The organism is Nitrospiria bacterium, from assembly GCA_035498035.1.
Classification (GTDB): Bacteria; Nitrospirota; Nitrospiria; order JACQBZ01; family JACQBZ01; genus JACQBZ01.
The window spans coordinates 19,271-44,093 of sequence record DATKAN010000026.1 but is presented as its reverse complement, the minus strand read 5'-3'; the positions used below and the strand labels follow the sequence as shown (position 1 = coordinate 44,093).

The following is a 24,823-nucleotide window of genomic DNA, read 5'->3' as shown; positions in this document are numbered from 1 at the left end:
TACCGGATGATCCGCATGGGGAATAAATGGCTTTGGGGGATCGCGGCCGCGTTCACCGTTATGTTGGTCCTGCTGGCCGCGGCTCAATGGCTGGCACCCCGAATCATCAATCGAGAATCGGTGAAGAACAACATCGAGACCATCGTCTCGAAAGGGCTCGGCGGAAAATTGACCTATGCCCGCCTGGATTATTCCCTCTTTCCCCGTCCGGGCATCCGACTCCGGGGGCCGAACCTTTCGATCCCCGGCCGTGTGACGGGAACCTTGGCATCATTCGATACCTATCTGGAGTGGCTCCCCCTGCTCACCGGGAAAATTCAAATCGCCACTGTCATGCTGGACCATCCCGAATTCACTTTATCGCTGCCGGGGAAGACCGGAACTCAAGCGGCCACCGCCATTGAAAAATCGCCCAAAGGGAATCCGATGGCCATTCTGGCGGCGGCCGCCGCCGGGATGCCGAACCTTTCGATCCAAATCAAAGAAGGCGGGCTGACCATAACCGAGGACGGACAGAAACTCATATCCCTCCGGGATGTCGACACCCGGATGGCCTTTGCACCCCCCTCGACAACGGGTGGAAGCGACGGCGTTTCGCCGGAACAATCCTTCCGGATCGTGGGTAATTTCCGCGGTGCCCTCACGGATGAATCACTGCCCGGACCCGTTCGCTTCACTGTCGAACAGTTTGAAATCAATCCCCAGATGATCTCGTTGACAGAAACCCGAATGCGATTTCTGGACGCCTCCTTCAACTTATCGGGCCGGATAGAGGCTTACCTCACCCTGGATCGGAAAGTGGATTTGAACCTGAACGGGACCCTCGGTCCGGACACGATGCACTGGATCGTCGCCAAAGCCTCCCTGCCGCCTGAAATGACCGTTCAAACCCCGCTCGTTCTGTCCCGGACCCATTTCCAATGGGAGAGAGACAAAATGATGCGGATGGCGGGGACCGCCGTCGTCGGGCACGGCCCCTCCGTTTCATACGATGTGGCCCAGGGAACCGATCGCCTGGCCGTGAGGGAGCTCCGCATCGAAGACAAAGAATCCCGGGCGACGCTAACCATGAATTTCGAAAATAGGATTCTGGACCTGTCGTTCGCGGGAAACCTTGTGCCATCGACGCTCAACGGCTTCTTCGAGCATGAACAATTTGAGTTCGGATGGCTGAAAGGAGACTTCAAGGCCCGAATTGTTTTGGACCGTCCAACAGAATCCAGCGCCAAGGGAACCCTGACGGGGGAGCGACTGGTGCTCCCCCTTCGAAAGAAGACCCCGGTGACCATCGACCGGATCTCCCTGAACGCCGCGAATCACACCCTCACACTGAATCCGATCGTGCTGGCCTACGGGTCCTTTCACCATACGGTGAGGGGTGATCTTAAGGCGATGGAGAACGGATGGCTTCTGGACCTGGATTCTGACGGGTTGGAGTGGGAAGGACTTCAGGCATTAATCCTTCCGGATGCGACCGAGAAGGCGGGGGGAGAACCACCCCCGCCCCAAAATCCGTTCGTCCCCGTTCGCGGAACTCTTCGGATATCGACCGAATATTTTTCCGCGGGACGATGGACGGCGCGCCCCGCCCGAGCGGAGATCTCGCTCGAGCCCGACCGGATCCGAATCTCGATGAAGGAGGCCGTCGTATGCGGAGTAAATCTTCAAGGCGAAGCGACCATTACACCGGGAAATCTCGATCTGGATTTTAAACCCTCCGCGACCCATCAGGATGTGGAATCAAGTCTGCCCTGCCTTACCGGCGAGGACCTCCGATCCACCGGAACCTTTGACCTTTCCGGAAGCTTCTCCGCCCATGGTCCCGGGACGGACCTGGTGAGTCATCTTCAAGGAACGGTGACCTTTACGGCGAAGAAGGGGAAAATCTATCGAGGCGGGGTGATTGTTAGAGTCCTGCAGTTCCTTAATGTCAGCGACCTGCTCCGGGGAAGCTTCCCCGATCCGGAACGAAAAGGCGTACCTTACGATTCCGTGACCCTTCGGGGAAATGTGAAAAACGGTCTTTTGAAATTTAAAGAAATGATTTTCGTAAGCCCTCTGGTGAACATCGTCGGCAACGGTTCCGTCAATCTGCCCGACCGGAATTTGAACCTTACATTTCTGGTAGCCCCTTTTACCACGACCGATGCCGTGATCAAGAAAATTCCTCTGATCAAAGACATCCTGGGGGGTTCGCTCATAAGCATCCCGGTCCGGGTCAAAGGTCCTTTTGAGAAGCTGGAGGTGGAGACCGTCCCGCCCGAGGCGGTGGCGGAAGGCCTGGTCGGAATGATGAAGAGGACCCTCCAGGCTCCCATTAAGCTGATCGAACCGATCGTCCCGGGCGCCAAGAAAAAGTCCTGAAGGGTTGACAAACCCTCCGCAATTGAAGTATTTTTGTAGTTTCGATTTCCGCCGATGAGATAAACCAGGCATGTCTGCCATCCGAGGATTACAGCTAAGCCAATCGTACCGTCATTACCAGGTCTTGAAGGACGTTTCCTTTGAAGTGGCTTCGGGGGAATGCTACGCGTTGTTCGGCCCGAACGGTGCCGGCAAGACCACTCTGTTAAAGGTTCTGGCCACGCTCCAGAAACCTTCCTCGGGCCGCTTTGAGCTGCTGGGCTTTGACGGTATCCGGGACCGAAATAAGGTCCGTGCGATTCTGTTGATGATCGCGCACGGATCGTATCTGTACAACGAGCTGGACGCCGTGGAAAACATCCGCTTCGCCGTGGGTCTTCGCGGCCTGTCCCCTACCGCCCGCGAAATCAAGGTGGCGTTGGATCGTGTCGGGATCGGAGCCTTCGCGGATTTCAAGATCCGCTACTTTTCCGAAGGAATGAAAAAGCGGCTCTCGATCGCCAAGGCGATGCTGATCCGTCCCAAAGTGCTTCTGATGGACGAGCCTTATTCTTCCCTGGATGAGCGGGGCATCACGATGATGAACCACTTCATTCGGGAGAATCTCGAGCAGGGGGCGGCAGTCCTCATGACCTCCCACAACCGCGTCCACTCGGCCGAGGTGGCCGGGAAAGCCGGTGTGCTGCATCAGGGAGTGCTGCGCGAAATCGCCGTGAAGGATCTGGTCGCCGCTCATGAACTTTTTTAACGTGATCCGATGGCTCGCCTGGAAAGATCTGCTCAGCGAGATGCGAAGCCGGGAGAACATCTCCTCGATGTTCTTCTTCGCGCTCATCGTCATTCTCATCTTCAGTTTCAGCTTCTCCATGGACCAGAAAACCGCCCAGGAATTGATGCCGGGAATCATGTGGGTGGCCTTTATCTTCACGGGGATCATCGGCCTCGGAAAATCCTTCACGGCGGAGCTGCAGAACGACTGCCTCGAGAACCTCCAGATGAACCCGATCCCGCGGGGGGCCATCTACCTGGGGAAGCTGGTGAGCAATCTGCTGTTCATGCTGGTGGTCGAGGCGATATTATTTCCGTTGTTCGTGATCTTTTTCAACCTGGATATCTTTGAAAAGATTCCGCTCATTATGTTAATATTAGTGGCCGGGACCTTGGGGGTCTCGGCGGTCGGCACGCTTTTTTCGGCGATGACGGTCCAGATCCGAGCCCGGGAAGTGATGCTCCCGATCCTGCTTCTGCCGTTGATCGTCCCGGTCATCATCGGGGCGGTGGAGGCCACGGGGGGCGTCCTGCAGGGACAACCGGTCATGTTCTACCGTCCATGGATCGAGTTGTTGATCATCTTTGACGTCATTTTTACGATCGTTTCCTTCTGGGTGTTTGAATTTATCTTGGATCATTAATCCGATCGGACTGCGTCGTTTAACATTCAGCGAGCAACGCGAGCGAGAGGGGGAGAGCTTCGACGAGTTCAGTCGAATCGCTCCCTCTGGCTCCGCCAAGGGAGGGGGCGACGCGAGCCCCTATAAAAATGATTCGATGGATCCGAAGGTTTGAAGGCTGGATAGGAACCGCAGGAGGAATCTGCATCGCGATCGGGCTTTATTTTGGCCTGGTGGCCTCCCCTCCCGATTCCTATCAGGGCGAGGTCGTCCGGATCATGTACGTCCATGTTCCTTTCGCCAGCACGTCCATGACGGCCTATGCCGTCCTGACGGCGGCCAGTTTGTGGTATCTCTGGAAACGGGATCCGCTGATCGACAACCTGGCGCATGCCACTGCGGGCATCGGCGTCTTTTTTACGTCCGGGGCCCTCTTTACCGGATCGGTTTGGGGCAAACCGACTTGGAACACCTGGTGGACCTGGGATGCGCGCCTGGTTTCATTCACCATTTTATTGTTGATCCTGATCGGTTATCTCATGCTTCGAACGTTCATCGAGGACAAGGAACGGGAGGCGCGCTACGCCGCCATCCTGGCGATTGTTGGCGCCGTTGATCTCCCGATTGTTCATTTCTCGGTGGAGTGGTGGCGCACCCTGCACCAGCCGCTTTCGATCTCCCAGCGCGGAATCGCGATCGCCGGCGTTATGCTCTATCCGCTGATCTTCATGTCGGTGGGCTTTTACCTGCTGTTCACCTACATGGTGGGAGTCCGCACCCAGATGCTCTACCTCAAGCAGCTCCTGGAAGCCAAAAAGGGGCGCCTGTTGGGAGAGGTTCGTCTATGAGCTCGGGACGATGAAAGGATTTTATATCCGCTGGGGAGTATTGATTCTGGTCGGGTTTTGGATTGCCGCCATCGGCGCACACCGCTATAACCGCGACGTGCGGCCCCTGAGCCCGGAGCAGGTCCTGAAAAATCATTTGGCCGGCCCGGTTCGCATGCTGGGCATGGTGGAAGCCGGAAGCCTTCGGAAGGATCCCCTCACCTCCCAAATGCTGTTTTCCCTCGTCGAAGACGGACAGCGGATTCCGGTCGTCTACCAAGGAAAAGACACGGACAGTCTTCGGGAACTCAAGACGCTTGTCGTGATCGGCGGCTGGGATGCCGCCTCGCAAAGCTTTCTGGCGCAGGACCTGGCCCTCATCCCGAACTACGGATTTATTATCGCGGCGTATCTCGTCATGATCCCGCTGGCCCTGTTTCTTTTTATGATGGAACGACGAGTTCGGTTGTTGTATACTGAAATCAAGCGGTCCAAGCTTTACGAACCCGAGGTCGGTGAATTTGAGTAAGGGCAAAAAAGTCGGTTTAATCTTCAGCCTGATCGTGATCGCGGGAGGGTTGATGTATCTGGGATTGGGCCAGTTCGGGCAAAACTTAGTCTACTTTTTCACTCCGTCCGAAGTGGTTTCCTTTTCGCCGGCCTACTACGGCAAGAAGATCCGGGTGGGAGGGATGGTCGTAAAAGGAAGTCTCCAGGTCGTTCCCAATACGCTGAAGCTGAGTTTCACATTAACGGACGGTGCGGCCACCATCCCGGTCGTGTTCGAGGGAATACCGCCCGATCTCTTCAAGGAAGGCAAGGGGGCGGTCGTCGAAGGATACTGGGATTCCCAAAAACAGTTTCACTCCAATCTGATCATGGCCAAACACTCCGAGGATTACATGCCCATTGAGATGAAACGCGCCGGCGTGCAGCTTCCCAAGAAGGATCTTCTGAAAACCCTACAACAATAAAAAATCCGCCGGAAAGAAATTTGGATGTTTATTGAAATCGGACATTTCTGCGTCGTTCTGGCCTTGGTTCTTTCGGTCCTCGCCATGGTCAGTCCGATCGTGGGATTGAAAACCGCCCGTCCCGAACTGGTTCGGGTCGCCCGTCAGGCCGTGACCCTGAATTTTTTCCTGGTCTCCATCGGCATGGCGGCCTTGATCTATTCCTTTCTGACGAATGACTATTCCGTGAAATACGTGATGGAAACTTCCAACAGCAAGCTCCCGGTTTTCTACAAAGTGGCCGGACTTTGGGGGGGTCACGAAGGCTCCCTGATGCTCTGGGTCTGGATCCTGACGGCCTACAGTACCCTCGTGGTCTGGCTGCACTGGAGAACCCAACCCGTCGTCATGCCCTATCTTTTATCGATCCAATCCTTGATCATGTTCGGGTTCCTGGCCATGATCGTTTTTCTGTCGAACCCTTTTGAACGTCTATACCCCGTCCCTCCGGACGGCCGGGACCTCAACCCGCTCCTTCAGGATCCGGCGATGGTCGTTCACCCGCCGATGCTGTACCTCGGCTACGTCGGCTTTTCGATCCCCTTTGCCTTTGCCATGTCGGCCCTTTTCTCCGGGCGGCTGGGCGAGGAATGGATCAAGGTCACGCAACGGTGGACGCTCTTTGCCTGGATTTCACTGACGACGGGCATCCTCATGGGCGGGTATTGGGCGTATTACGAGTTGGGGTGGGGCGGGTATTGGGGCTGGGACCCGGTGGAGAACGCCTCCTTCATGCCCTGGCTGGTCGGCACCGCATTTCTCCATTCCGTGATGGTCCAGGAGAAAAGAAAGATGTTCAAGGTCTGGAACCTCTTTCTGATCATTGTAACCTTTTCGCTCTCGCTGATCGGAACCTTTCTGGTCCGGAGCGGCGTCCTCTCTTCGGTTCATACCTTCGCGACCGATCCGGGACGAGGGCTGTACATCCTGGTGTTCCTGGCCTTGATGCTCGCGTTGGGGTTCGGAACCCTCATCGTCCGTTCGGGGAAGCTCCGGAGCCAGATCGAAATGGACTCGATTGTTTCCAAAGAGTCCGTCTTCCTTTTTAACAACCTTTTCTTTCTGGTCGCCGCGGCGACGGTTTTCTTGGGAACCCTCTACCCGCTCCTGGTCGAGACCCTCAAGACGGCCAAGGTCAGCGTCGGCCCCCCCTATTACAACGCCGTCTTTATGCCGGTGGCCCTCGGTCTCCTGCTGATGATGGGGATCGGCCCCACCATCGCGTGGCGAAAGGCCTCGTTGGACAATCTGAAAAGGAATTTTATGCCCGCCGCACTCCTCGCCGTCGCAGCGGCCGTCCTCGCATGGCTGATCGGGATCCGAACGGTTTTCGGCATGGCGGGCGCCTTGGTCGTCACGTTTGTCGCCACGACGATTTTCGTGGATTTTGGGAAGGTCTCGGCCCTCTGGGCCCGGCGTCATGAGACCAATTACCTGATCGGTTTTTATCGGGGTTTCACGAATAATCAAAGACGCTCCGCCGGACTCGTCACCCATCTGGGGGTACTGATCATGGTGGTCGGGATCATCGCCTCCACCGTTTACCAGGTTGAGAAGGTGGTTTCGATGCGGATCGGCGACGTCATCCAGTTAGAAAACTACTCCATCAAGATGGTCGGACTGCATGAGGTCTCCGGGGCCAATTGGACCGCCCAGGAAGGTCTCTTCGAGGTGTCGAAGGGAGACCGACTGCTGAGTGTCCTCAAACCACAGAAGCGACTCTATCCCGTATCCGAGACCCCGACAACGGAGGCCGCTCTCTACACCATCCATTTGGGGCATATTTTTCTGACGATGCCCGAGGTGGCGTCGGACAACAGCGTGACGGTCCGGGCGCTCATCAACCCGCTCGTGCTCCTCGTCTGGATCGGCGGAGGGATCATGGGCCTGGGCGTCGTCTTGAATATTTTCAGACCGAGGACAAAGGCGTCCGCATGAAAATCTGGCATTTTATTCTGGTGATGGCGGTGCTGGGACTCCTGGCCCTTTTCTATAAAGGACTTTGGGGCGACCCGCGGTCCATCCCGACCGTCCTGATCGGCACCCCGGCGGTGACGTTTTCCGGCCCGGAAGTCCGCACGGGAGAAATCGTGTCCACGAACCGCTTCCAGGGCAAGGTCCTCCTGATCAACTTCTGGGCCTCCTGGTGTTTGGAATGCCGCACGGAGCATGAAAATCTGCTGGCCCTCAACCGGCGATTCAGCCCGAATCCGGATTTCGTGATGCTGGGCATCGATTATCAGGATCGCCTGGAAGACGCCCAGAAATACCTGCAGGAATACGGCAGCAACTTCGACCATGTCCGGGACCTGAAGGGAACGATCTCGATCGACTACGGCGTCTACGGGGTTCCGGAAACCTTTGTGATCGACCGGCAGGGCGTCATTCGCTATAAATACGTCGGCCCGCTGGTGGGTCCGGGCTATACCCATTTGACGGACGACATCCTTCAGCCTCTTCTGGAGGGAAGATCCATCTCCCGTTCATGAAGAAAGCCCCGATCATCGCCGTCCTCCCTTTGATTCTCATGGTCTCGAGCCTTGCCCTTCCCGCCTGGGGGGAGACGGTCGAAGAACAACAGATCGACCTTCAAGTGCGCGAGATCGCTAAAACCCTGCGCTGCACGATCTGCCAAAACGAATCCGTCTGGGAATCCCAAGCCGAACTGGCGCAACAGATGCGCGATCTCATCAAGGAAAGACTGCTCAAAGGAGAATCCCCCGATCAGGTCCGGGCCTATTTCCTGAGCCGCTACGGGGACTATATCCTCCTGACGCCGCGGAAAAGAGGACTGAACTGGGTCCTGTGGGCCGGCCCCTTTGTCCTGTTGGGCACCGGCGGGATTCTTCTCTACCGAACCGTGTCCCGCTGGGTCGCCCAGACGGCCGCGGCAAAACACGAAGACCCGCCTCCCCTCGATGAGCGCCTCCGCCAACGCATCGAAAAGGAGTTGCATAGCCGGGAAGACTGACCCGGAATCCCACCCATGCTTTTATTCACCCTCACAGCGGGCCTCATCCTCTTCGCAGTCATCGTCGTCCTGGCCTATCCTTTATGGAATAAGAACGGCGCCCCGATTCCCATGGGTCTCGAGGCATCCCTCGACCAGGAACGAATCGATCTTGAAATTGAGAAACAGACCCTCCTGAATTCGCTGGCCGAGTTGGATCTCGATCTGGCCCAAGGCCGGCTGAACTCTCCCGATCATCAACGGCTCAAAGCGATCGACGAAAACCGGCTCGGCCAAATCCTAAACAAACTCGATTCGTTTTCCAAACAGCGTCCCGTGCCAAAAAGTCCGGATTTAAAACCGGGCCCTCGAACCTCCGGACCGATGAAATGGGCCGGATCGATTGCGCTGACTCTTATCGTCGTGGGAAGTGCCACGGTGATTTACGAATATATAACGTCCAGGATCGGCCTCGAGGCCCAGCGAAGGTTTGCGGAAACCGAAGGCCCAGCCAACCCTTCGGGAATGCCGAATCCGGCCGAGATGGTTGCGAAGCTTGAGCAACACTTGAAGGACAACCCGAATGATCTTCAGGGTCAGATCATGGCCGGGCGATCCTACATGACCTTGCAGCGAATTGACGACGCCAGGAAGGCCTGGAGCAAGGTGGTCGAGCTCGACCAAGGCAACTTCGAAGGGCATTTTTTTCTGGGGGTCATCCAACTCCAGACGTCGTCTCCGGACGATCGGAAAAGTTCGCAGGAAGCCCTCGATCACTTCGAAACGGCCCTGGTCAAGATGCCGAGGGATCCGGCGCTGCTTTGGTATAAGGGTGTGGCTCTCCTGCGTCTCAAACAATACGCCTTAGCCGACCGAAGCTGGACCGATGCCTTCCACAATCTCGCACCCGGAACGGAAGACGCCGAGTTCGTCAAGAAAGCGCTCGATAGCCTTCGAGCCGGAAATCCCCCGGCGCTTTGACGCCGATCCGTTCGACCGGCTTGTCCTGAATCTGGATCTGTTGTATAATAAAAAGGCTTGTAATCGCCACAAAATGGTTTAAGACCCTCTGGTAATCGGCCTTGTTCAATCGCCCCGTGACTCAAAAACCCTGTAGGGATTCGGCCCAAAACTCATGAGACTCTCCGTTTCTGCAGTCGTCGTTTCAGCCGCGTTCGCACTGTTTCTTTCGGGCTGTCAAAAGGCCTCTGCCCCATCGGTGGCCACCGCGATCGCCAACGAAGAGGCCCCGAAAATCGGCTACCTCGCGCCGAATTTTCGACTGACCAATCTTCAGGGTCAAGAGGTCAGCATGGCCAGCCTGGAAGGCAAGGTGGTATTTATTAACTTCTGGGCCACCTGGTGCGGCCCTTGCCGTGCCGAAATGCCGTCCATGGAAGCCCTGTATCACGAATTCAAAGGCCAGGGACTCGAAATCCTGGCGGTTTCGAGCGATATGGACGGGGCACCGGCCGTTCAACCGTTTATCAGAAAGCTCGGCCTATCCTACCCGGTCCTGTTGGATCCGGATTTCCGTGTGGACGATAAATATTTGATTCAGTCCGTTCCGACGACCGTTTTGGTCGATAAGAACGGGGTCATCACCCACCGCTTTGTGGGGGCCCGCAACTGGAGCAATCCGGAATCGCGGGATCTGATTGCAAAACTACTAAAGACCAAATAACGATGCCGGAAGCCCCTCAAACCGTTTCCTACATGATCGCCTTCACGGCGGGTTTTTTATCCTTCGTATCCCCGTGCGTCCTGCCGTTGGTTCCGGCTTATATCTCTTACATCACGGGACTCTCCTTGGAGGAGTTGACGAACACCGCCGGTACCAAACGGGTCCGGCGGGTCACCTTAACCAACTCTCTTCTGTTTATATTGGGCTTCTCGATCGTCTTCATCGCCTTTGGAGCGTCCGCCACCGCCATCGGCCAGACCCTTCTTCTATACCAAGACTGGATTCGGAAGGCCGGCGGATTGTTGATCATCCTCTTCGGACTTTATTTGATCGGTGCCGTCAAGATCCCGTTTTTGATGGTCTACAAACAATACCACTTCCAGAGCCGTCCGGCCGGCGCGGTCGGCTCCGTACTCATTGGGATCACATTCGCCGCGGCCTGGACCCCCTGCGTCGGTCCCATCCTGGGTTCGGTCTACATGCTCGCGAGCACGTCTCAATCGGTGGTGGACGGGGTGCGGCTTCTTGCGGTTTACTCGATCGGACTAGGGCTCCCCCTCCTGATCACCGCGATGAGCGTGAACACCTTCCTGTCCTCGTACCGGAAAATGAAAGACTATATGTGGATCGTCTCGCTGGCCAGCGGCCTCTTCTTGATTCTGATCGGGGTGCTGGTATTCACCAATTCCCTAAGAATCCTGAACGGCTGGCTGACCCAATACGGGATCGGCTGGTCCATCGGACAATAAATGGCCATGAAGATTCGACTCGGTCACTGCATCGGTCTGACCCTCGCGCTGCTGGCGCCGGGTTCCGGTTCAGTCCTCGCGGACTCCGGAAAAAAGGTCCCGGCTCCGTCGGAACCCAAACTCTTCTCCTTTGCCGATATCGTCCGGAATGAAAAACCGGCCGTGGTCAACATCAGCACGACACAAAAGACCGCGGTCGGAGAAGGCGGATTGCCGGAGGACCACCCGCCGCTCGGGGATTTTTTTGGCAACATCCTTCCGAAGGAATTCAATGGACAGAGCCTGGGATCGGGATTCATCATCAAGAAGAACGGCTTGATTCTCACCAATAACCATGTCATTGAAAAAGCGGACAAGATCATCGTACGCCTATCCGATGAACGCGAATTTGAGGCCAAGGTGGTCGGTCGCGACGAAAAGACCGACCTGGCCTTGATCAAGATTTCGGATCACCAAAACCTTCCGACCGCACGATTGGGCGATTCAGACCAACTCGATGTCGGAGAATGGGTCGTGGCCATCGGCAACCCCTTCGGTCTGGAGCAAACCGTGACGGTGGGGATCGTCAGTGCCAAAGGGCGCAATATCGGAGACGGGCCGTTTGATGATTATATCCAGACCGACGCCTCGATTAATCCCGGAAACAGCGGCGGCCCGCTTTTCAATATCAAGGGCGAAGTGATCGGGATCAACACGGCGATCAATCCTTCCGGCCAGGGAATCGGTTTTGCCATTCCGATCAATCAAGTCAAGAAAGTCCTTGACCAGCTGGAAACGTACGGCAAAATCACACGGGGCTGGCTGGGCGTCATGATTCAGGAATTGAACGAAGACCTCGCCCGCTCCTTCAAATTAAAAAACAAAAACGGAGCGCTGATCTCGGATGTTTTTGAAAACAGCCCCGCGTTCAAGGCCGGACTTCAACGCGGGGATGTCATCGTCGAATTTGACGGTAAAAGGATTACCCAGATGCGAACATTGCCCTTGATCGTTGCGGAGACACCGATCGGGAAAGAGGTCAAACTCAAGACCGTTCGGGACGGCAAGGAACGGACCTTTACGGTCCGGATCGGACCGATGGAAGAGAAGGAAGGAAAAAAGTAGATGCATCCTATTCTGCTCCAGTTCGGAAACGTGGAAATCCGCTGGTACGGCGTAATGATCGCCCTGGCCTTCCTGGCCGGGACCTTCCTCGGCGTCCGCGAGGCTCGTCGAAAGGGGTACAATCCGGAGTTGATCTATGATCTCCTATTCTATGTCATGATCGCCGGCGTCGTCGGGGCCCGTCTTTACTACGTCCTGGTTTCCAACCCGGTTTATTTCCTTTACCATCCCTTGGATATCGTGGCGATCTGGCGAGGCGGGTTGGCCTTGCACGGCGGATTGGTGGGAGGATTGCTGGCCGGGATTTGGTTCTGTAAGAAACGGCAGCTGGCCTTCTGGAGCTTCGCCGATCTCCTGACCCCCTCCATCATGCTGGGTCAGGCCGTCGGTCGAGGAGCCTGCACCTTGAACGGCTGCAGTTACGGAAAACCGACCAGGCTCCCCTGGGCCGTCACCTTCACCAATCCGGCGGCCCAAGCCCCGCACAATATCCCGCTCCATCCGACCCAGTTCTACGAAATGACCACGGATCTTCTCATCTTTGCGATCCTGTGGAACTTCCGGAAGAAAACCCGGTTTGACGGCCAGCTGTTTCTGATGTACGCGATCGTCTATGCCATCGCCCGGTTCGTTCTGGAATTCTTTCGCGGCGATTCCTTGCTGTTCGGCGGGGTTTTCCCTGTCCCTCAGGTCTTCAGCGTCGTTTTATTCATCGTGGCCCTTGCGGTTTATTTCTGGCGACAGTCAGTCTCCGGACGCGCCTCGCCCGCGCCGGTATCCATCCGATAGTGAAACCGGTGTCGACTCAACATTCATGGATCGGTATGGATGAATCCGGAAAGGGAGACTATTTCGGCCCGCTGGTGGTGGCTGGCGTTCAGGTCGACCCGGAGCTCTCGGCCCGGCTCGTGGCCTGGGGCGTCAAGGACAGCAAGCGGTTGACGGACAAACGCGTCCTGGAACTGGAGCCGAGGATCCGAGAGGCCTGTCGGCACGCGGTCGTGGCGATCGGGCCGGAACGATATAATATCTTATATGAGAAGATGCGGAACTTGAACAAGTTGCTGGCTTGGGCGCATGCCCGGACCCTTGAGAACCTGCTGTCGGAAACCGAGTCCCCCCGGGCCATCGCCGATCAGTTCGGAGACGAGCGGTTCATCAAGAATGCGCTGATGGAAAAGGGACGGCAGATCGTGCTGGAGCAGCGTCCGCGCGCGGAAGAAGATCCGGCCGTGGCCGCGGCCTCCATAGTCGCGCGAGCGGAATTTTTGAAACGCCTCAAACAGTTGTCGGAAGAACACGGGATGGACTTACCCAAAGGGGCATCGGATCAGGTCCGAGCCGCGGCGGTGACTTTGGTCAAGCGGACGTCGGCGGAGGTCCTAAAGAAAGTGGCGAAATGGCATTTCAGGACGACGCAGCAGGTGCTTCAGGAGTGCTCGCCTCGTTAGAAACCGCCGCCGCTTCGATCGAAACGGCCCAATAGAGAATCCTCTGACATTGAGAACAGGTCAGGATTTGTTGCCGGGCTTTCACCTCGGCGATTCTCTGGGGCGGGATGTTCATGTGGCAGCCGCCGCAGGTCCCGTGTTGAATGGGAACCACGGCCAAATCCCGGTGAAGATTTTTTAGCTGCTGATACATCTTCAACAGCTTCGGATCGACGAGCGGGACGACCGCCTCCCGTTCTTTCTCGACCGCGTCCCGATCCGCTGTCAATGTCTCGGTCTGTCTTTCCAGTTGGTATCGCTCCGATTCGAAATTTTGCTCAGCGGCCTTGACCCTCTGCGCCAGTTCATTCTCTTTCCGTTTGTAAACATCGACCTGATCCATCAAGGTCAGCAACTCTTCCTCGATCTGGCCTTTTTCCGCTTTGAGGGTTTCGATCTCCTGAAGATGAACCTGGTACTCTTTGTTGGTCTTGATTTCGCTTTGACGATTACGGGCTTTTGAGAGCCGCTCCTCACAGGTCTCGAGGTCCCGCTCTTTTCCGCGTTTCCGCTGGTTACAGGCTTCCCAATCGGCGTGGCTCTGAGCCAACTGTTTCTGGGCATCGGCCAGATTCGTCCGGACGGCCTCGAGGCGCTGGGGAATACGGACCGTCTCGCTTTTAATAATATTCAGGCGGTTGTCGATCTCCTGAAGCCGTACGAGATGCTCCAGCTGATCTTTCACATGCGTTTCTTCGGACACCGGTTCTCCTCTGGGCCCACCTGGGATCGAACCAGGTACCTGACCCTTATAAGGGGTCTGCTCTGCCAAATGAGCTATGGGCCCAAAACCACTCTGCGATAAACGAATCGGCGTGGAATTACAGACTCTCCACGAAACTCTTTAGTTTCTTGCTCCGACTGGGGTGGCGCAGTTTTCGAAGCGCCTTGGCCTCAATCTGACGAATCCGCTCCCGGGTGACTTCGAAATCCTGTCCAACCTCTTCCAGGGTGTGGTCGGTGTTCTCCCCGATTCCGAAGCGTTTTCTTAAAACCCTTTCTTCCCGCGGGGTCAGCGTCTGAAGAATGTTAGTGATCTGACGCTGGAGGTCGTAACGGATCGCGGCCTCGATCGGGGAGACCGCCTTCTTGTCCTCGATAAAATCGCCGAGATGACTGTCCTCTTCCTCTCCGATCGGAGTCTCCAGCGAAATCGGCTCCTTGGCGATTTTTAGGATCTTTCGAACCTTTTCGATGGGCAGATCCATCTTCTCACCGATCTCTTCCGGCACGGGCTCGCGGCCGAGTTCCTGAACCAGGTGCCGGGAGGTCCGGATCAATTTATTGATGGTCTCGATCATATGAACCGGAATACGAATCGTTCGAGCCTGATCCGCGATGGCGCGCGTGATCGCCTGTCGGATCCACCAGGTCGCGTAGGTGCTGAATTTGTATCCCCGTTTATATTCGAACTTGTCCACGGCCTTCATCAAACCGATGTTCCCCTCCTGAATGAGGTCAAGAAATTGGAGCCCTCGGTTGGTATATTTTTTCGCTATGCTGACCACCAAGCGGAGATTGGCCTCGACCAAGTCGGTCTTGCCGGATTTGATCTTGTTCTCCCCTTGTTCGAGAAGTTTGACGGCCTCTTTGATTTCCTCGGCCGTGACCATCGCCTGGCTCTCCGCCGCCCGGACCTTTTTCCGAGCCTCCCGGTAAACCTTGTCGATTTCGTGAAGCGTCTCGGCGGAGAGGTTGGTTTTTCTTCGAACGGATTTCATCCCGGCCGGACCCCTTCCTATTTTCTTGAGGAGAAGGAGGCCCTCCTCACCCGAAACCCCCATTCGGCGCTTGCAGTTGGTAATCTCGCGTTCGGCATGCAGGATGTCCATGGCCAGGGCCTTGACCTGGCCGGTCATTTTTTCGACCAATGTGGGATGCAAGTTGACTTGCTCGATCCTCTCTGCGATCTGGGTTTTGATCTCGCGAAGCTCGGTCTTGATCTTCCGACGCTTGACGGGGTCGGAGCTGGCCCGTTTTAAACGTTGATAGGCCTTCATCAGGTCCCGGTACGGGGCTCGCATTTTCGAAATGGCTTCGACCGTTCGGCTCGTCAGCTCGGCATCATCCTGCTCCTGCACCACGCCTTCTTCGTCAAACTCTTCATCAAAGGCCGAGACGATTTCCCGGATGCTGACTTTCCCATGCCTAAGTTTTTCGATCAGCGACAAAAGGTCTTTGACGATCATCGGAGTCCCGAAGACCACCGTGGCCACCTCTTTTTCCCCCTCCTCGATCTTCTTGGCGATCTCGATTTCGCCTTCCCGAGAGAGCAACGGGACGCTGCCCATTTCCTTCAAATACAAGCGAACCGGATCGGCCGTCCGGCTGAGGGCTCCGGGTGTGAGATCGATTTCCTTGACCTTCTCTTCTTCTTCGGCCTCCTCTTCGCCTTCCTCCAAACCTTTAAATCCCCCGCGTTCCTCTTCGGGCTCCGCCATCATTTTCTGGTAGCGTTCTTCTTCCGGGGTGTCGATAATCTCAATATCCATCTCCCCGAACATCATCATCAGGTTATCGATCTGTTCAGAGGAAACCATGTCCGCCGGAAGAGCGTTATTCAGCTCATCGTACGTCAGATACCCCTTTTCTTTGCCAAGCGATATTAGCTGCTTGACCTCATCCACCTTCTCATCTTTGGACATGAAACCTCCTCCGGAACGGAACACCTTCGACGATTATCGAACCTTCTTCGAGAATGTCGATTCCCATCTTAATTGGGTCGCACCCGCCGGGATCGTCGACATCCTTCTACCCATTAACGTCCAAACTTATTTTTTTAAGCCCCACCAATTTATCCAGCAACGATTTGACTTGGGGATTATCTCCGGATCGCTCCGCGTCGCGTATTTCGCTCTCCAGGCTCTTCATGGCCGTGCGGATCTTCTTCACCCGGAGCGTCCGGATACAATCCTTGAGAGTCTGGTGTGAATCGTCATAATCGGGTTCCTTCACCATCAGCGCCGACAGAATCGAATCCAATTGCGGATCGGCCCTTTCGGAGCGGATCGGCGTGTCCAAACGAACGGCTTCCCCTCTGGACCGCGAGGATTCAACACATTGATTGAATATCTGTCGAAGGCGGCCATCGGTAAAATGGTCCTGATCGATCTGTTGAAGCAACATCGGGGCCGTGACCCGGTTGTGCACCAAAAGATGGATCAGAATTTGTTCTTCTTGCGGCAACAGCGGAAGGGAGCTTGCAGAAGAAGAGAGCGCCCCAGGGATATTGATTGGTCCAAGTTGGGCCACTTCCCTTGTCAGCTCCCGCTCATCCAACCCGAGACTTTCCGCCAGATGTTTGACATAGTAACTGCGCTCGACCGCCCTTTTGACTTTTCGTATGGCAGGCAGGATCCGATCCACAATCCTCAATTTTCCTTCGATCGTTCTCGCCGCGGGATCCGCCAAGCCCTGCCGGATCGCAAAATCCAAAAGCTTCATGGACTGACTCATCAAGCGATTAAAGGCCGCGGCGCCCTGGTTCTTAATGAAGCTGTCGGGATCTTCTCCGTTGGGCAACAAGACCACCTCCCCGGCCACGGAACTTGGAATAATCAGGTCCACGGTCCGTAGTGCGGCACGGATCCCGGCTTCATCCGGGTCAAAAATCAACTTGACCGTCTGTACAAATCGGTGTATCCGCTCCAAGTGATCGGCGGTCAGGGCGGTGCCCAGTGTCGCAACAACCGAATGAATCCCGGCCTGATGAGCCGCAATGGCGTCAAAATAACCCTCCACCACGACCAGATGGCCAAATTTGCCGGCCGCTTCCCTGGCTTTGTCCATGGCATACAGTTGACGGCCTTTGCTGAAAATCGGCGTCTCCGGCGAGTTTAGATATTTGGGCAAACTGCCGTCCAGGACCCTCCCGCCAAAACCGGTCACCCGGTTTTGAAGATCAAAGATCGGGAAAATGACCCGCTCGCGAAAACGGTCGTAGTAATGCTTCCGAGATGAGGCCGGTTGAGTCTTCGCGATAATCAGACCGGCTTTTTCAATCGGCTCGGGAGACCATCCCTTTTTGGTAAGGAACTGTTGAAGTCCGTTCCATCCGGGAGGAGCAAAACCCAAAGAAAACGCGTCGATGGTCTCTTTCAATATTCCCCGCCCACGAAGGTAGTCCCGGGCTTGCTGGGCTTCCGGGTGGCTCAACAGCGCCGCATGATAATAATCGGCGGCGTCGCGGTGGATCTGAAAGAGTTCCTCGCGGAGTTTTTCGGCCCGATCGGCTTCCGCTCCCCGCTGCTGATGGATCGAAATGCCGAGCCTCTCGGCCAGTACTTTGATCGTCTCCGGAAAGGTCGATCCGTCCATTTTCATCAAAAAACTGATTACATCACCCCCAACCCCGCACCCGAAACAATGGTAAACCTGCTTGCCGGGGCTGACGGTAAAAGAGGGGGTCTTTTCGGAATGGAACGGGCAGAGCCCAACCCAGTTTTGCCCTGTCTTCTTGAGCGAGACATACCTTGAAACCCATTCCAGGATATCACTCTCTTGCTTTATCCTCGGGACCAGATCTTCTGAGAAATATCCCCGTTCCATGGAATGATCCTTAACTTTTTTCAAGGTAGAAGGTGAAGATGAGAAAAGGGCGGCCGTCTCTTTTTAGGTTAAACGATCCGCCCGTCTTGGACTCGCCTAGGATGACTGAGATAAAAGGTCCTTCACCACCTGCCCGACAACCGAGCCGTCAATTTTCCCGACCACCTGGGGCATCAAGACCTTCATGACCTTTCCCATATCCTTCTGCCCGTTGGCTCCGATCTCCTTTATCAGGACCCGGGCCTTGGACTTGAGCTCTTCCACAGAAAGGGATTGGGGAAGATAGGTTTGCAGGATTTCGAGCTCGCTTTGTTCCTTGGCGACCAGGTCCATTCGTCCCCCTTTAGTGAATTGCTCGATGGAATCCTTGCGCTGTTTCGTGGCGGATATAATCGTTTCCAATATATCCTGCTCCGTCAACGGATTTTGCTTCCCCTTTGAAATCTCCTTATTCTTGATCGAGGCCCGGAGCAACCGGATGACGGAGACTTTTAAGGCATTCCCGTCACGCATGGCCGTTTTCATGTCTTCCAGGAGGCGTTGTTGTAATGGCATGGCGGGTTTAAACTGTTTGAAAATTAAAATTATATAAGTAAAACAAAATTATAACAGGGAAAACTCCCAGTGTCAAGGAAGGGTTTCCAACCTGTTTTTGATTGACTCAAAACCATCTTTCTGATATAGTTTTGCATTTGCTGGTGCAATCAAAGATCAAATTGACCAATACGACAAGGGGCATGCTATGGTCGGAAAAGATCGCAAAGTCAAGAAAGAACGTGATATAAAAGAAGGAAAATACGAAGGAATAAAGAAAGATCTGGAACGCCAGAAAGCCGTTCTATTGGCCGAATCCGGAGAAATTATTTCGGGCGGTCTAAACCCGGGCACAGAAAACTTTCCGGACATGACCGATCAAGCCTCGGCTGAAACGGATCAGAATTTTATACTACGTCTCCGTGAACGAGAACAGAAATTGCTGAAGAAAATCGATGAAGCGTTGGAACGCATCAACAACGGAACGTTCGGCATCTGCGAGAGCTGCGGCGAAGAAATCTCCCTGAAACGATTGGAGGCCCGGCCCGTCACAACCTTGTGCATCGATTGCAAAACACGGCAAGAGGCGGACGAGAAGATCCGCGAATCCTGAGGCATGGTGGGCGATGTTGGTATCGAACCAACGACCTCTTGCGTGTGAAGCAAGCGCTCTACCACTGAGCTAATCGCCCCCGACGAAACATCCTTGTAACACAGTCATTTCTTTATGTCAATCATGGAACGCATTCCGGTCCTTCCCCTCGGATGTCTTCCGATCTCCGCCAGGCGCCCGCCACACATCCATGAAGGGTCGATTATAGACCATCCGCTAAGTCTTCGTTCTCCTTCCCTCCCACTCCCGCCAACTCACATAGATCACTGGAATTACAATCAACGTTAACAGGGTGGAGGCAAAGACTCCAAACAACAGCGAGATGGCCAACCCCTGAAAGATGGGATCGAAGAGGATGACAAATGCCCCGACCATTAATGCCGCGGCGGTCAGGAGAATGGGTCGTGTGCGCACCGCGCCGGCCCGAATCACCGCATCGGATAACTCCTGGCCGTCCTGTTGCTCGGTCAAAATGAAATCCACGAGCAAGATGGAGTTCCGCACGATAATTCCGGCCAGGGCAATAAAGCCGATCATCGACGTGGCCGTGAAGTAAGAACCGGTCATCCAATGGCCCGGGACAATTCCCACCAAGGTCAGAGGAATGGGGGCCATAATCACAAGAGGAATGACAAAGGATTGAAACTGAGCCACGATGAGAAGATAAATTAAAAGTAGGGCCGCCCCGAAGGCGAGACCCATATCCCGGAAAGTCTCGTACGTGATTTGCCATTCTCCGTCCCATTTTATGGCGGGTTTTTTCTCCGACGGAGGCGACTCCGCATAATATTCCCGTATAGAGTCTCCATCCGGAAGGCGTAACGCCTCCAGTCCCTGGCCGATATTCAGAATGCCATAAACGGGGCTTTCCTCCCTTCCCGCGACATTTCCCACAACATAGGTCACGGATTTCAGATTTTTATGGTCGATCCCCCTTTCCATCGGCTCCTCCCGGGCCCGCACCAGTTCCGAGAGGGGGGTCATGCGACCGGAAAGGTTGCGCAGGTGGATTTGTTCCAAACCCTCGGTTCCTGAACGAAGGGCCCGAGGTAGCCGGACCTCGATCGCCACCGGATTCTTCTCCTTCGGAATGTGCGCCAGACCGGCGGCACTCCCCTTCAAGGCCAGTTCAAGCGTTTGGACGATCTCATCGGAAGAGACGCCATCCAGGGCGGCCTTCACCGTATCGACTCCAAATCGGTATTGTACCTGATCGGCTTCGATCGAGTCGTCAACGTCCACGATGCCGGCCGTCTGCTCGAACACCTTGCGGACGCGTCGGGCCAGTTCCGTGCGCTTTTCATCATCGGATCCGTACACCTCCGCGACCAACACCGACTGAACCGGCGGACCGGGCGGGACCTCGACCACCTTAACGTTGGCACCGAATCGTAGCGCCACGGCGTGGATATCCGACCGGATTCGGTTCGCGATTTCATGACTCTGCGCCTTTCGATTCTCTTTTTCGACCAGGTTGATCTGGATGTCGGCCATGGAGCCGGCTTCCCTCAAGAAGTAGTGTCGGACCAAACCGTTAAAATTAAAGGGCGAGGCGGTTCCGACATAGGCCTGGTAATTTTCCACTTCGGGAACGGTTTTCAGATAGGCCGTTAGGGACTGTGTCACCCGGGCCGTTTCCTCCAGCGGGGTTCCCCGCGGCATGTCGATCACCACCTGCAGCTCGCTTTTGTTGTCGAAGGGAAGCATCTTCATCACGGTCAGCCTGAAATAGAACAAAGAGAGAGACCCCAGCAACAGGAGGCCGACCCCGCCCAAGAGAAGGACCCGATTCCGGACGCTGCGCATCAGCGGAGTCAGCAGCCATCGGTAGAAGCGAACGAGGCCGGAATCCCTCGAAGAGGCTTCGGGACCGGAGGGATGACCTCCGCCGGACAATTTCGAGTAACAGATCCGGCAGAACCAGGGCACGATCACAAAGGCGACCATGAGCGAGAAAACCATGGCCAACGAGGCGTTGACGGGAATCGGCCGCATATAAGGCCCCATGAGACCCGAAATAAACGCCATCGGAAGCAAGGCCGCTATGACCGTCAACGTGGCCAGGATAGTCGGATTGCCCACCTCATCCACCGCCAAAATCGCGGCCAGGATCCCGCCATCGCGTTGATCCTTAGGTCCCATCCGAAGGTGACGATAAATGTTTTCCACGACCACGATCGCATCATCCACCAGAATGCCGATCGAGAAGATCAGAGCAAACAGCGTGACCCGGTTGATCGTGTAGCCGATCAACCATGAGACAAAAAGGGTCAGGGCCAAGGTCAGGGGGATGGCCAGGGATACGACCGCGGCCTCGCGAACGCCCAAGCCCAGCCCTAAAAAAACCACCACGGACAGGGTGGCGTACAGAAGATGTTTCAAAAGCTCATTGGCTTTCTCATCGGCCGTCTGGCCGTAATCCCGGGTCACCGTTACCCGAACATCGGGAGGAATCACCGAGCCCTGCAGTTCTTTTACCTTTTGCAGGACGGCACGGGACACCTGGACCGCGTTTGTTCCGGATTGCTTGGCCACGGCAAGAGTGACGGCGGGATAGTCCCCGGCCGCCTGATTTCCCGGACCGGGACCGAACCACACATAATGAACCGCTTCCTCCGGGCCATCCGACACCTTCGCTACGTCCCTTAAAAAGACCGGCCTCCCCCCGTGGATTCCGATCACGACGCGCTCCAGATCTTCCGGGTCCCGGATAAACTCTCCGGTCTCGACCGGAAATTCCCGGTTGTCTCGCTCAAAACGGCCGGAGGGAAGCTTCCGATTGGTCTTCTGGATCGCGGAGACCAGTTCCAGCGGGGTCACACCGTAGGATTTCATCCGCCCCGGATCGGGCATTACCCGCAGGCGCCGCTGTCTCCCGCCCACGATGAATCCCCCGGAGGTCTTTGGAATTTTCTTTACCTCTTCCAGCAGGTGATCCGCAATACGTCGCAGCTGATAATCATCATAGCGGGAACTCCAAAGGGTCAGGGTCACGATCGGCACATCGTTGATGTCCCTGGGCTTCACCATAAAGTCCGAGGCGCCGGGCGGCAACAGATCGCGATTCGACATCAGCTTATCGTACAGATCAACCAAACTCTTCTCCAGATCTTCTCCGACATAGAAGCGGACGATGAAAAGCGCCAGGCCCGGCCGCGAGGTGGAGTAAACATATTCGACCCGACGTATTTCGGACAGCTTCCGCTCGAGGGGTCGGACCACCAACTCCTCCACTTCTTTGGGCGAGGCCCCGGGAAAAGGAATAAAGACATCGGCCATCGGGACGAGGATCTGGGGCTCTTCTTCCCGGGGCGTGGCTAGGATGGCGAGACCCCCGAGCAGGAGCGCGGCGACGATCATAAGGGGGGTGAGTTTGGAGCGGATGAAAACCTGAGCAATCCGGCCGCTGAGACCCAGCCGATTGAAGAAACCCGGCCTTCCAGCCGGGGATTCTCCGTTCCGAGGGGACAAAATTTCCATCTTTTTTAAATCGCTCGCTAACCCCGCCCTTCCAGGCGGGGATGGCGCTCACTACTCGGATTCATGGCCGGCTTCCCTCCGGAATCCGGACGATGGCTCCCTCCCGACCGTCCGAAGCACGGGCGAGGATCCGCTCGCCGTCCACGAGGCCGGAGAGCACTTCGACCCGTCCCTCCCGTACCGGTCCCGGCCGGATCAGTCTCGACTGAACGATCGCGGATTCGTCAGCTACGTACACCCGAGATAGTTCGCCCTCAACCTGAACGGCCGCTTGAGGGATCATCAAGGCGCTTCGTCGTCCGATGGGAAACACCATCCTCCCAAACAGACCGCTCCTGATCCGGGGAACCGACGGAAGGTCCGCCTTTACCCAAAACGAGTGCGTTGACGGATCTGCGGCCGGCAGGATCTGGGCGACACGGCCATCGAGGGCAAGACCATCCAGGGCATCCAGGCGAACCACGACGGTTTGCCCGATGCGCAGGCCGGCCGCGTCCGTCTCGGCCACCGGGACTTCGAGACGTAGATGCCCCTCATCCTCGATTCGCAAGAGGGACCGCCCCGGCGAGGCGAGTTCCCCCACCTCGATCAATTTTTCCGTTATCACCCCGTCAAAAGGGGCTTTGATTGTGGTGTACGCCAAATCGGCCTCGATGGATTTCCACGTCGCCTCCGCCACTTTATAGGTCCGTTCGGCATTATCCAATTCTTGCTGGGTGGCGGATCGTTCCTTGAACAGTGTTTTGATCCTCTGATAATGGATCTTCGCGTTTTCAAGTTCGGCCTCCGCCCGCTCCCGTTGGGCCAAGAGCGCACGGCTGTCCAGGGTGATTAAAACGTCACCCGTTTTTACCCGATTTCCCTCCTTCACTCGGATCTCCTCCACCTGCCCGAGTACTTTGCTGGCCAGGGTCGCGGCCGAGGCGGAGGCGACGGTTCCCGTGACCTCCCGGTAAACAGGGATTTCTTCCGATCGGAGTTTGATCAGTTCCGCATGGATCAACGGCCTTTCGGACCGGGACGGACCCGTCTTTTTTCCATGGACCGTCAGGAAGACGACGAGAAGGACGACCCCCAAGAGCACCGGTAGCCAGACCCATTTCCGCCGTAAGATCTTCATCAAGATTCTTTCATGCGCCAAATCACACTTTCCCCTCATGATCAAGTTCTTACAACATAATGATTGACTCATCCGGAGAAATTGATTATACAAGAGTGTCACAAATAACAAAAGCCCCACTTGAAGTCCGCTGTTTCTGTGATGTTCGCGCGGGAAATGGCCGGTGCAGAACTGGGGCATTCATCGAGGAAAGGAGATTTTATGTTATTTCGATTGGTGGCGGTTCTCGGAATTATGCTGCTGGCCGGTTCGGCTCGCGGAGCGGACTCCACGGTCCTGAAGACCCAAAAGGACAAGGTCAGCTACAGCATCGGGCTGAACATCGGATCCGATTTCAAACAACGGGCCATCGAGGTTGATCCGGATCTGTTGGCGCGAGGGATCAAAGACGCGATGTCGGATGCGAAACCTTTGCTCACGGAAGAAGAAATCCAATCCGTGATGACCGCCTTTGAACAGGAGTTGAAGGCCAAGGCCATCGCGCACAACAAAGAACTCGGGGACAAAAACATGAAGGAAGGCGAGGCTTATTTAGCCGAGAATAAGAAAAAGGAGGGGGTCGTCACCCTTCCGAGCGGTCTCCAGTATAAAGTCATTACGGCCGGCACCGGGAAAAAACCCAAGGCCACCGATACGGTCACCACCCAATACCGGGGCACCCTGATCGACGGTACTGAATTCGACAGTTCATACAAGCGCGGACAGCCGGCCACTTTTCCGGTGTCGGGCGTGATCTCCGGTTGGACCGAGGCGCTGCAGTTGATGCCGGTCGGCTCAAAATGGCAGCTCTTCATCCCGTCGAGCCTCGCCTACGGGCCCCGGGGAGCCGGTCAAATGATCGGGCCCAATTCCACGCTCGTTTTCGAGGTGGAACTGCTCTCCATTCAGGAAAAGGCGAAAACGCCAACTCAGGAAAAAACGAAAACACCAAAGAAGTAAACGGGATGGTGAGCGCC

The 24,823-nt window shown here is 55.8% G+C and carries 23 protein-coding genes and 2 tRNA genes; 17 read left to right on the top strand and 8 right to left on the bottom strand.

Translation table 11 applies throughout. From position 1 onward, the window contains the following. Positions 1-15 precede the first annotated feature (15 nt). The 15 genes from VMN77_05625 (at position 16) to rnhC (ending at position 13,533) form a co-directional block, all read left to right on the top strand. Positions 16-2,364 (top strand): AsmA-like C-terminal domain-containing protein, encoded by a 2,349-nt coding sequence (locus VMN77_05625; protein HTN43260.1) that lies wholly within the window; start codon positions 16-18, stop codon positions 2,362-2,364. Positions 2,365-2,434: 70 nt separating this feature from the next. After that, positions 2,435-3,112, top strand: coding sequence for a heme ABC exporter ATP-binding protein CcmA (gene ccmA, locus VMN77_05620; protein ID HTN43259.1), 678 nt, complete (start codon positions 2,435-2,437; stop codon positions 3,110-3,112). After that, complete coding sequence (locus tag VMN77_05615; GenBank protein ID HTN43258.1) at positions 3,099-3,776, top strand: heme exporter protein CcmB; 678 nt, start codon at positions 3,099-3,101, stop codon at positions 3,774-3,776. Before ccmA ends, VMN77_05615 begins: the two co-directional genes overlap by 14 nt. A gap of 128 nt (positions 3,777-3,904) precedes the next feature. Continuing rightward, positions 3,905-4,603 (top strand): heme ABC transporter permease CcmC, encoded by a 699-nt coding sequence (gene ccmC / locus VMN77_05610; protein HTN43257.1) that lies wholly within the window; start codon positions 3,905-3,907, stop codon positions 4,601-4,603. Positions 4,604-4,613: 10 nt separating this feature from the next. Next, entirely contained in the window at positions 4,614-5,111 is a 498-nt protein-coding gene (locus tag VMN77_05605) for a cytochrome c maturation protein CcmE (protein ID HTN43256.1), read from the top strand. Beyond that, a complete protein-coding gene (ccmE, locus tag VMN77_05600; GenBank protein ID HTN43255.1) occupies positions 5,098-5,556 on the top strand; it encodes a cytochrome c maturation protein CcmE in 459 nt (152 codons plus the stop codon). Before VMN77_05605 ends, ccmE begins: the two co-directional genes overlap by 14 nt. A 24-nt stretch (positions 5,557-5,580) precedes the next feature. Further along, positions 5,581-7,533 (top strand): heme lyase CcmF/NrfE family subunit, encoded by a 1,953-nt coding sequence (locus tag VMN77_05595; protein HTN43254.1) that lies wholly within the window; start codon positions 5,581-5,583, stop codon positions 7,531-7,533. Beyond that, positions 7,530-8,084: a redoxin domain-containing protein gene (locus VMN77_05590; protein HTN43253.1), complete on the top strand. Its 555-nt coding sequence runs from the start codon at positions 7,530-7,532 to the stop codon at positions 8,082-8,084. Before VMN77_05595 ends, VMN77_05590 begins: the two co-directional genes overlap by 4 nt. Next, positions 8,081-8,566 carry a cytochrome c-type biogenesis protein gene (locus VMN77_05585; protein ID HTN43252.1) on the top strand — a complete coding sequence of 162 codons (486 nt, stop codon included), beginning with the start codon at positions 8,081-8,083 and terminating at the stop codon, positions 8,564-8,566. Before VMN77_05590 ends, VMN77_05585 begins: the two co-directional genes overlap by 4 nt. A 15-nt stretch (positions 8,567-8,581) precedes the next feature. Continuing rightward, positions 8,582-9,526 carry a tetratricopeptide repeat protein gene (locus VMN77_05580; protein HTN43251.1) on the top strand — a complete coding sequence of 315 codons (945 nt, stop codon included), beginning with the start codon at positions 8,582-8,584 and terminating at the stop codon, positions 9,524-9,526. Between the two features lie 154 nt (positions 9,527-9,680). Continuing rightward, positions 9,681-10,229 carry a TlpA disulfide reductase family protein gene (locus VMN77_05575; protein HTN43250.1) on the top strand — a complete coding sequence of 183 codons (549 nt, stop codon included), beginning with the start codon at positions 9,681-9,683 and terminating at the stop codon, positions 10,227-10,229. A gap of 2 nt (positions 10,230-10,231) precedes the next feature. Then, entirely contained in the window at positions 10,232-10,978 is a 747-nt protein-coding gene (locus tag VMN77_05570) for a cytochrome c biogenesis protein CcdA (GenBank protein ID HTN43249.1), read from the top strand. 6 nt (positions 10,979-10,984) lie between these two features. Beyond that, on the top strand, positions 10,985-12,082 hold the full coding sequence (locus tag VMN77_05565) for a Do family serine endopeptidase (GenBank protein HTN43248.1): 1,098 nt from the start codon (positions 10,985-10,987) through the stop codon (positions 12,080-12,082). Continuing rightward, on the top strand, positions 12,083-12,871 hold the full coding sequence (lgt, locus tag VMN77_05560; GenBank protein ID HTN43247.1) for a prolipoprotein diacylglyceryl transferase: 789 nt from the start codon (positions 12,083-12,085) through the stop codon (positions 12,869-12,871). It begins immediately after the preceding gene. Positions 12,872-12,906: 35 nt separating this feature from the next. Continuing rightward, positions 12,907-13,533, top strand: a complete 627-nt coding sequence (gene rnhC / locus VMN77_05555) for a ribonuclease HIII (protein HTN43246.1) — start codon at positions 12,907-12,909, stop codon at positions 13,531-13,533. On the opposite strand, the gene VMN77_05550 is transcribed toward rnhC, so the two are convergent. From VMN77_05550 to VMN77_05530, 5 genes are all read right to left on the bottom strand, one after another. After that, the gene (locus VMN77_05550) at positions 13,490-14,275 is read right to left on the bottom strand and encodes a C4-type zinc ribbon domain-containing protein (protein ID HTN43245.1); all 786 of its coding nucleotides are present in this window, start codon (positions 14,273-14,275) and stop codon (positions 13,490-13,492) included. The two genes, rnhC and VMN77_05550, sit on opposite strands and share 44 nt — an antisense overlap. A gap of 11 nt (positions 14,276-14,286) precedes the next feature. Next, positions 14,287-14,359: transfer RNA gene (locus VMN77_05545), tRNA-Ile, on the bottom strand. A 34-nt stretch (positions 14,360-14,393) separates the two neighbouring features. After that, complete coding sequence (rpoD, locus tag VMN77_05540) at positions 14,394-16,217, bottom strand: RNA polymerase sigma factor RpoD (protein ID HTN43244.1); 1,824 nt, start codon at positions 16,215-16,217, stop codon at positions 14,394-14,396. A gap of 106 nt (positions 16,218-16,323) precedes the next feature. Then, complete coding sequence (gene dnaG / locus VMN77_05535; GenBank protein HTN43243.1) at positions 16,324-18,120, bottom strand: DNA primase; 1,797 nt, start codon at positions 18,118-18,120, stop codon at positions 16,324-16,326. A 96-nt stretch (positions 18,121-18,216) separates the two neighbouring features. Beyond that, entirely contained in the window at positions 18,217-18,675 is a 459-nt protein-coding gene (locus tag VMN77_05530; protein ID HTN43242.1) for a GatB/YqeY domain-containing protein, read from the bottom strand. A gap of 187 nt (positions 18,676-18,862) precedes the next feature. Here VMN77_05530 and dksA point away from each other — a divergent pair, with 187 nt between their 5' ends. Continuing rightward, complete coding sequence (gene dksA, locus VMN77_05525; GenBank protein HTN43241.1) at positions 18,863-19,267, top strand: RNA polymerase-binding protein DksA; 405 nt, start codon at positions 18,863-18,865, stop codon at positions 19,265-19,267. 4 nt (positions 19,268-19,271) lie between these two features. Here the strand turns inward: dksA and VMN77_05520 are convergent. From VMN77_05520 to VMN77_05510, 3 genes are all read right to left on the bottom strand, one after another. Then, a tRNA-Val gene (locus VMN77_05520) sits at positions 19,272-19,346 on the bottom strand. 137 nt (positions 19,347-19,483) lie between these two features. Continuing rightward, positions 19,484-22,747 carry an efflux RND transporter permease subunit gene (locus VMN77_05515; protein HTN43240.1) on the bottom strand — a complete coding sequence of 1,088 codons (3,264 nt, stop codon included), beginning with the start codon at positions 22,745-22,747 and terminating at the stop codon, positions 19,484-19,486. Positions 22,748-22,808: 61 nt separating this feature from the next. Continuing rightward, positions 22,809-23,867 (bottom strand): efflux RND transporter periplasmic adaptor subunit, encoded by a 1,059-nt coding sequence (locus VMN77_05510; GenBank protein HTN43239.1) that lies wholly within the window; start codon positions 23,865-23,867, stop codon positions 22,809-22,811. Positions 23,868-24,068: 201 nt separating this feature from the next. Here VMN77_05510 and VMN77_05505 point away from each other — a divergent pair, with 201 nt between their 5' ends. After that, positions 24,069-24,806 carry an FKBP-type peptidyl-prolyl cis-trans isomerase gene (locus VMN77_05505; protein ID HTN43238.1) on the top strand — a complete coding sequence of 246 codons (738 nt, stop codon included), beginning with the start codon at positions 24,069-24,071 and terminating at the stop codon, positions 24,804-24,806. Positions 24,807-24,823 lie beyond the last annotated feature (17 nt).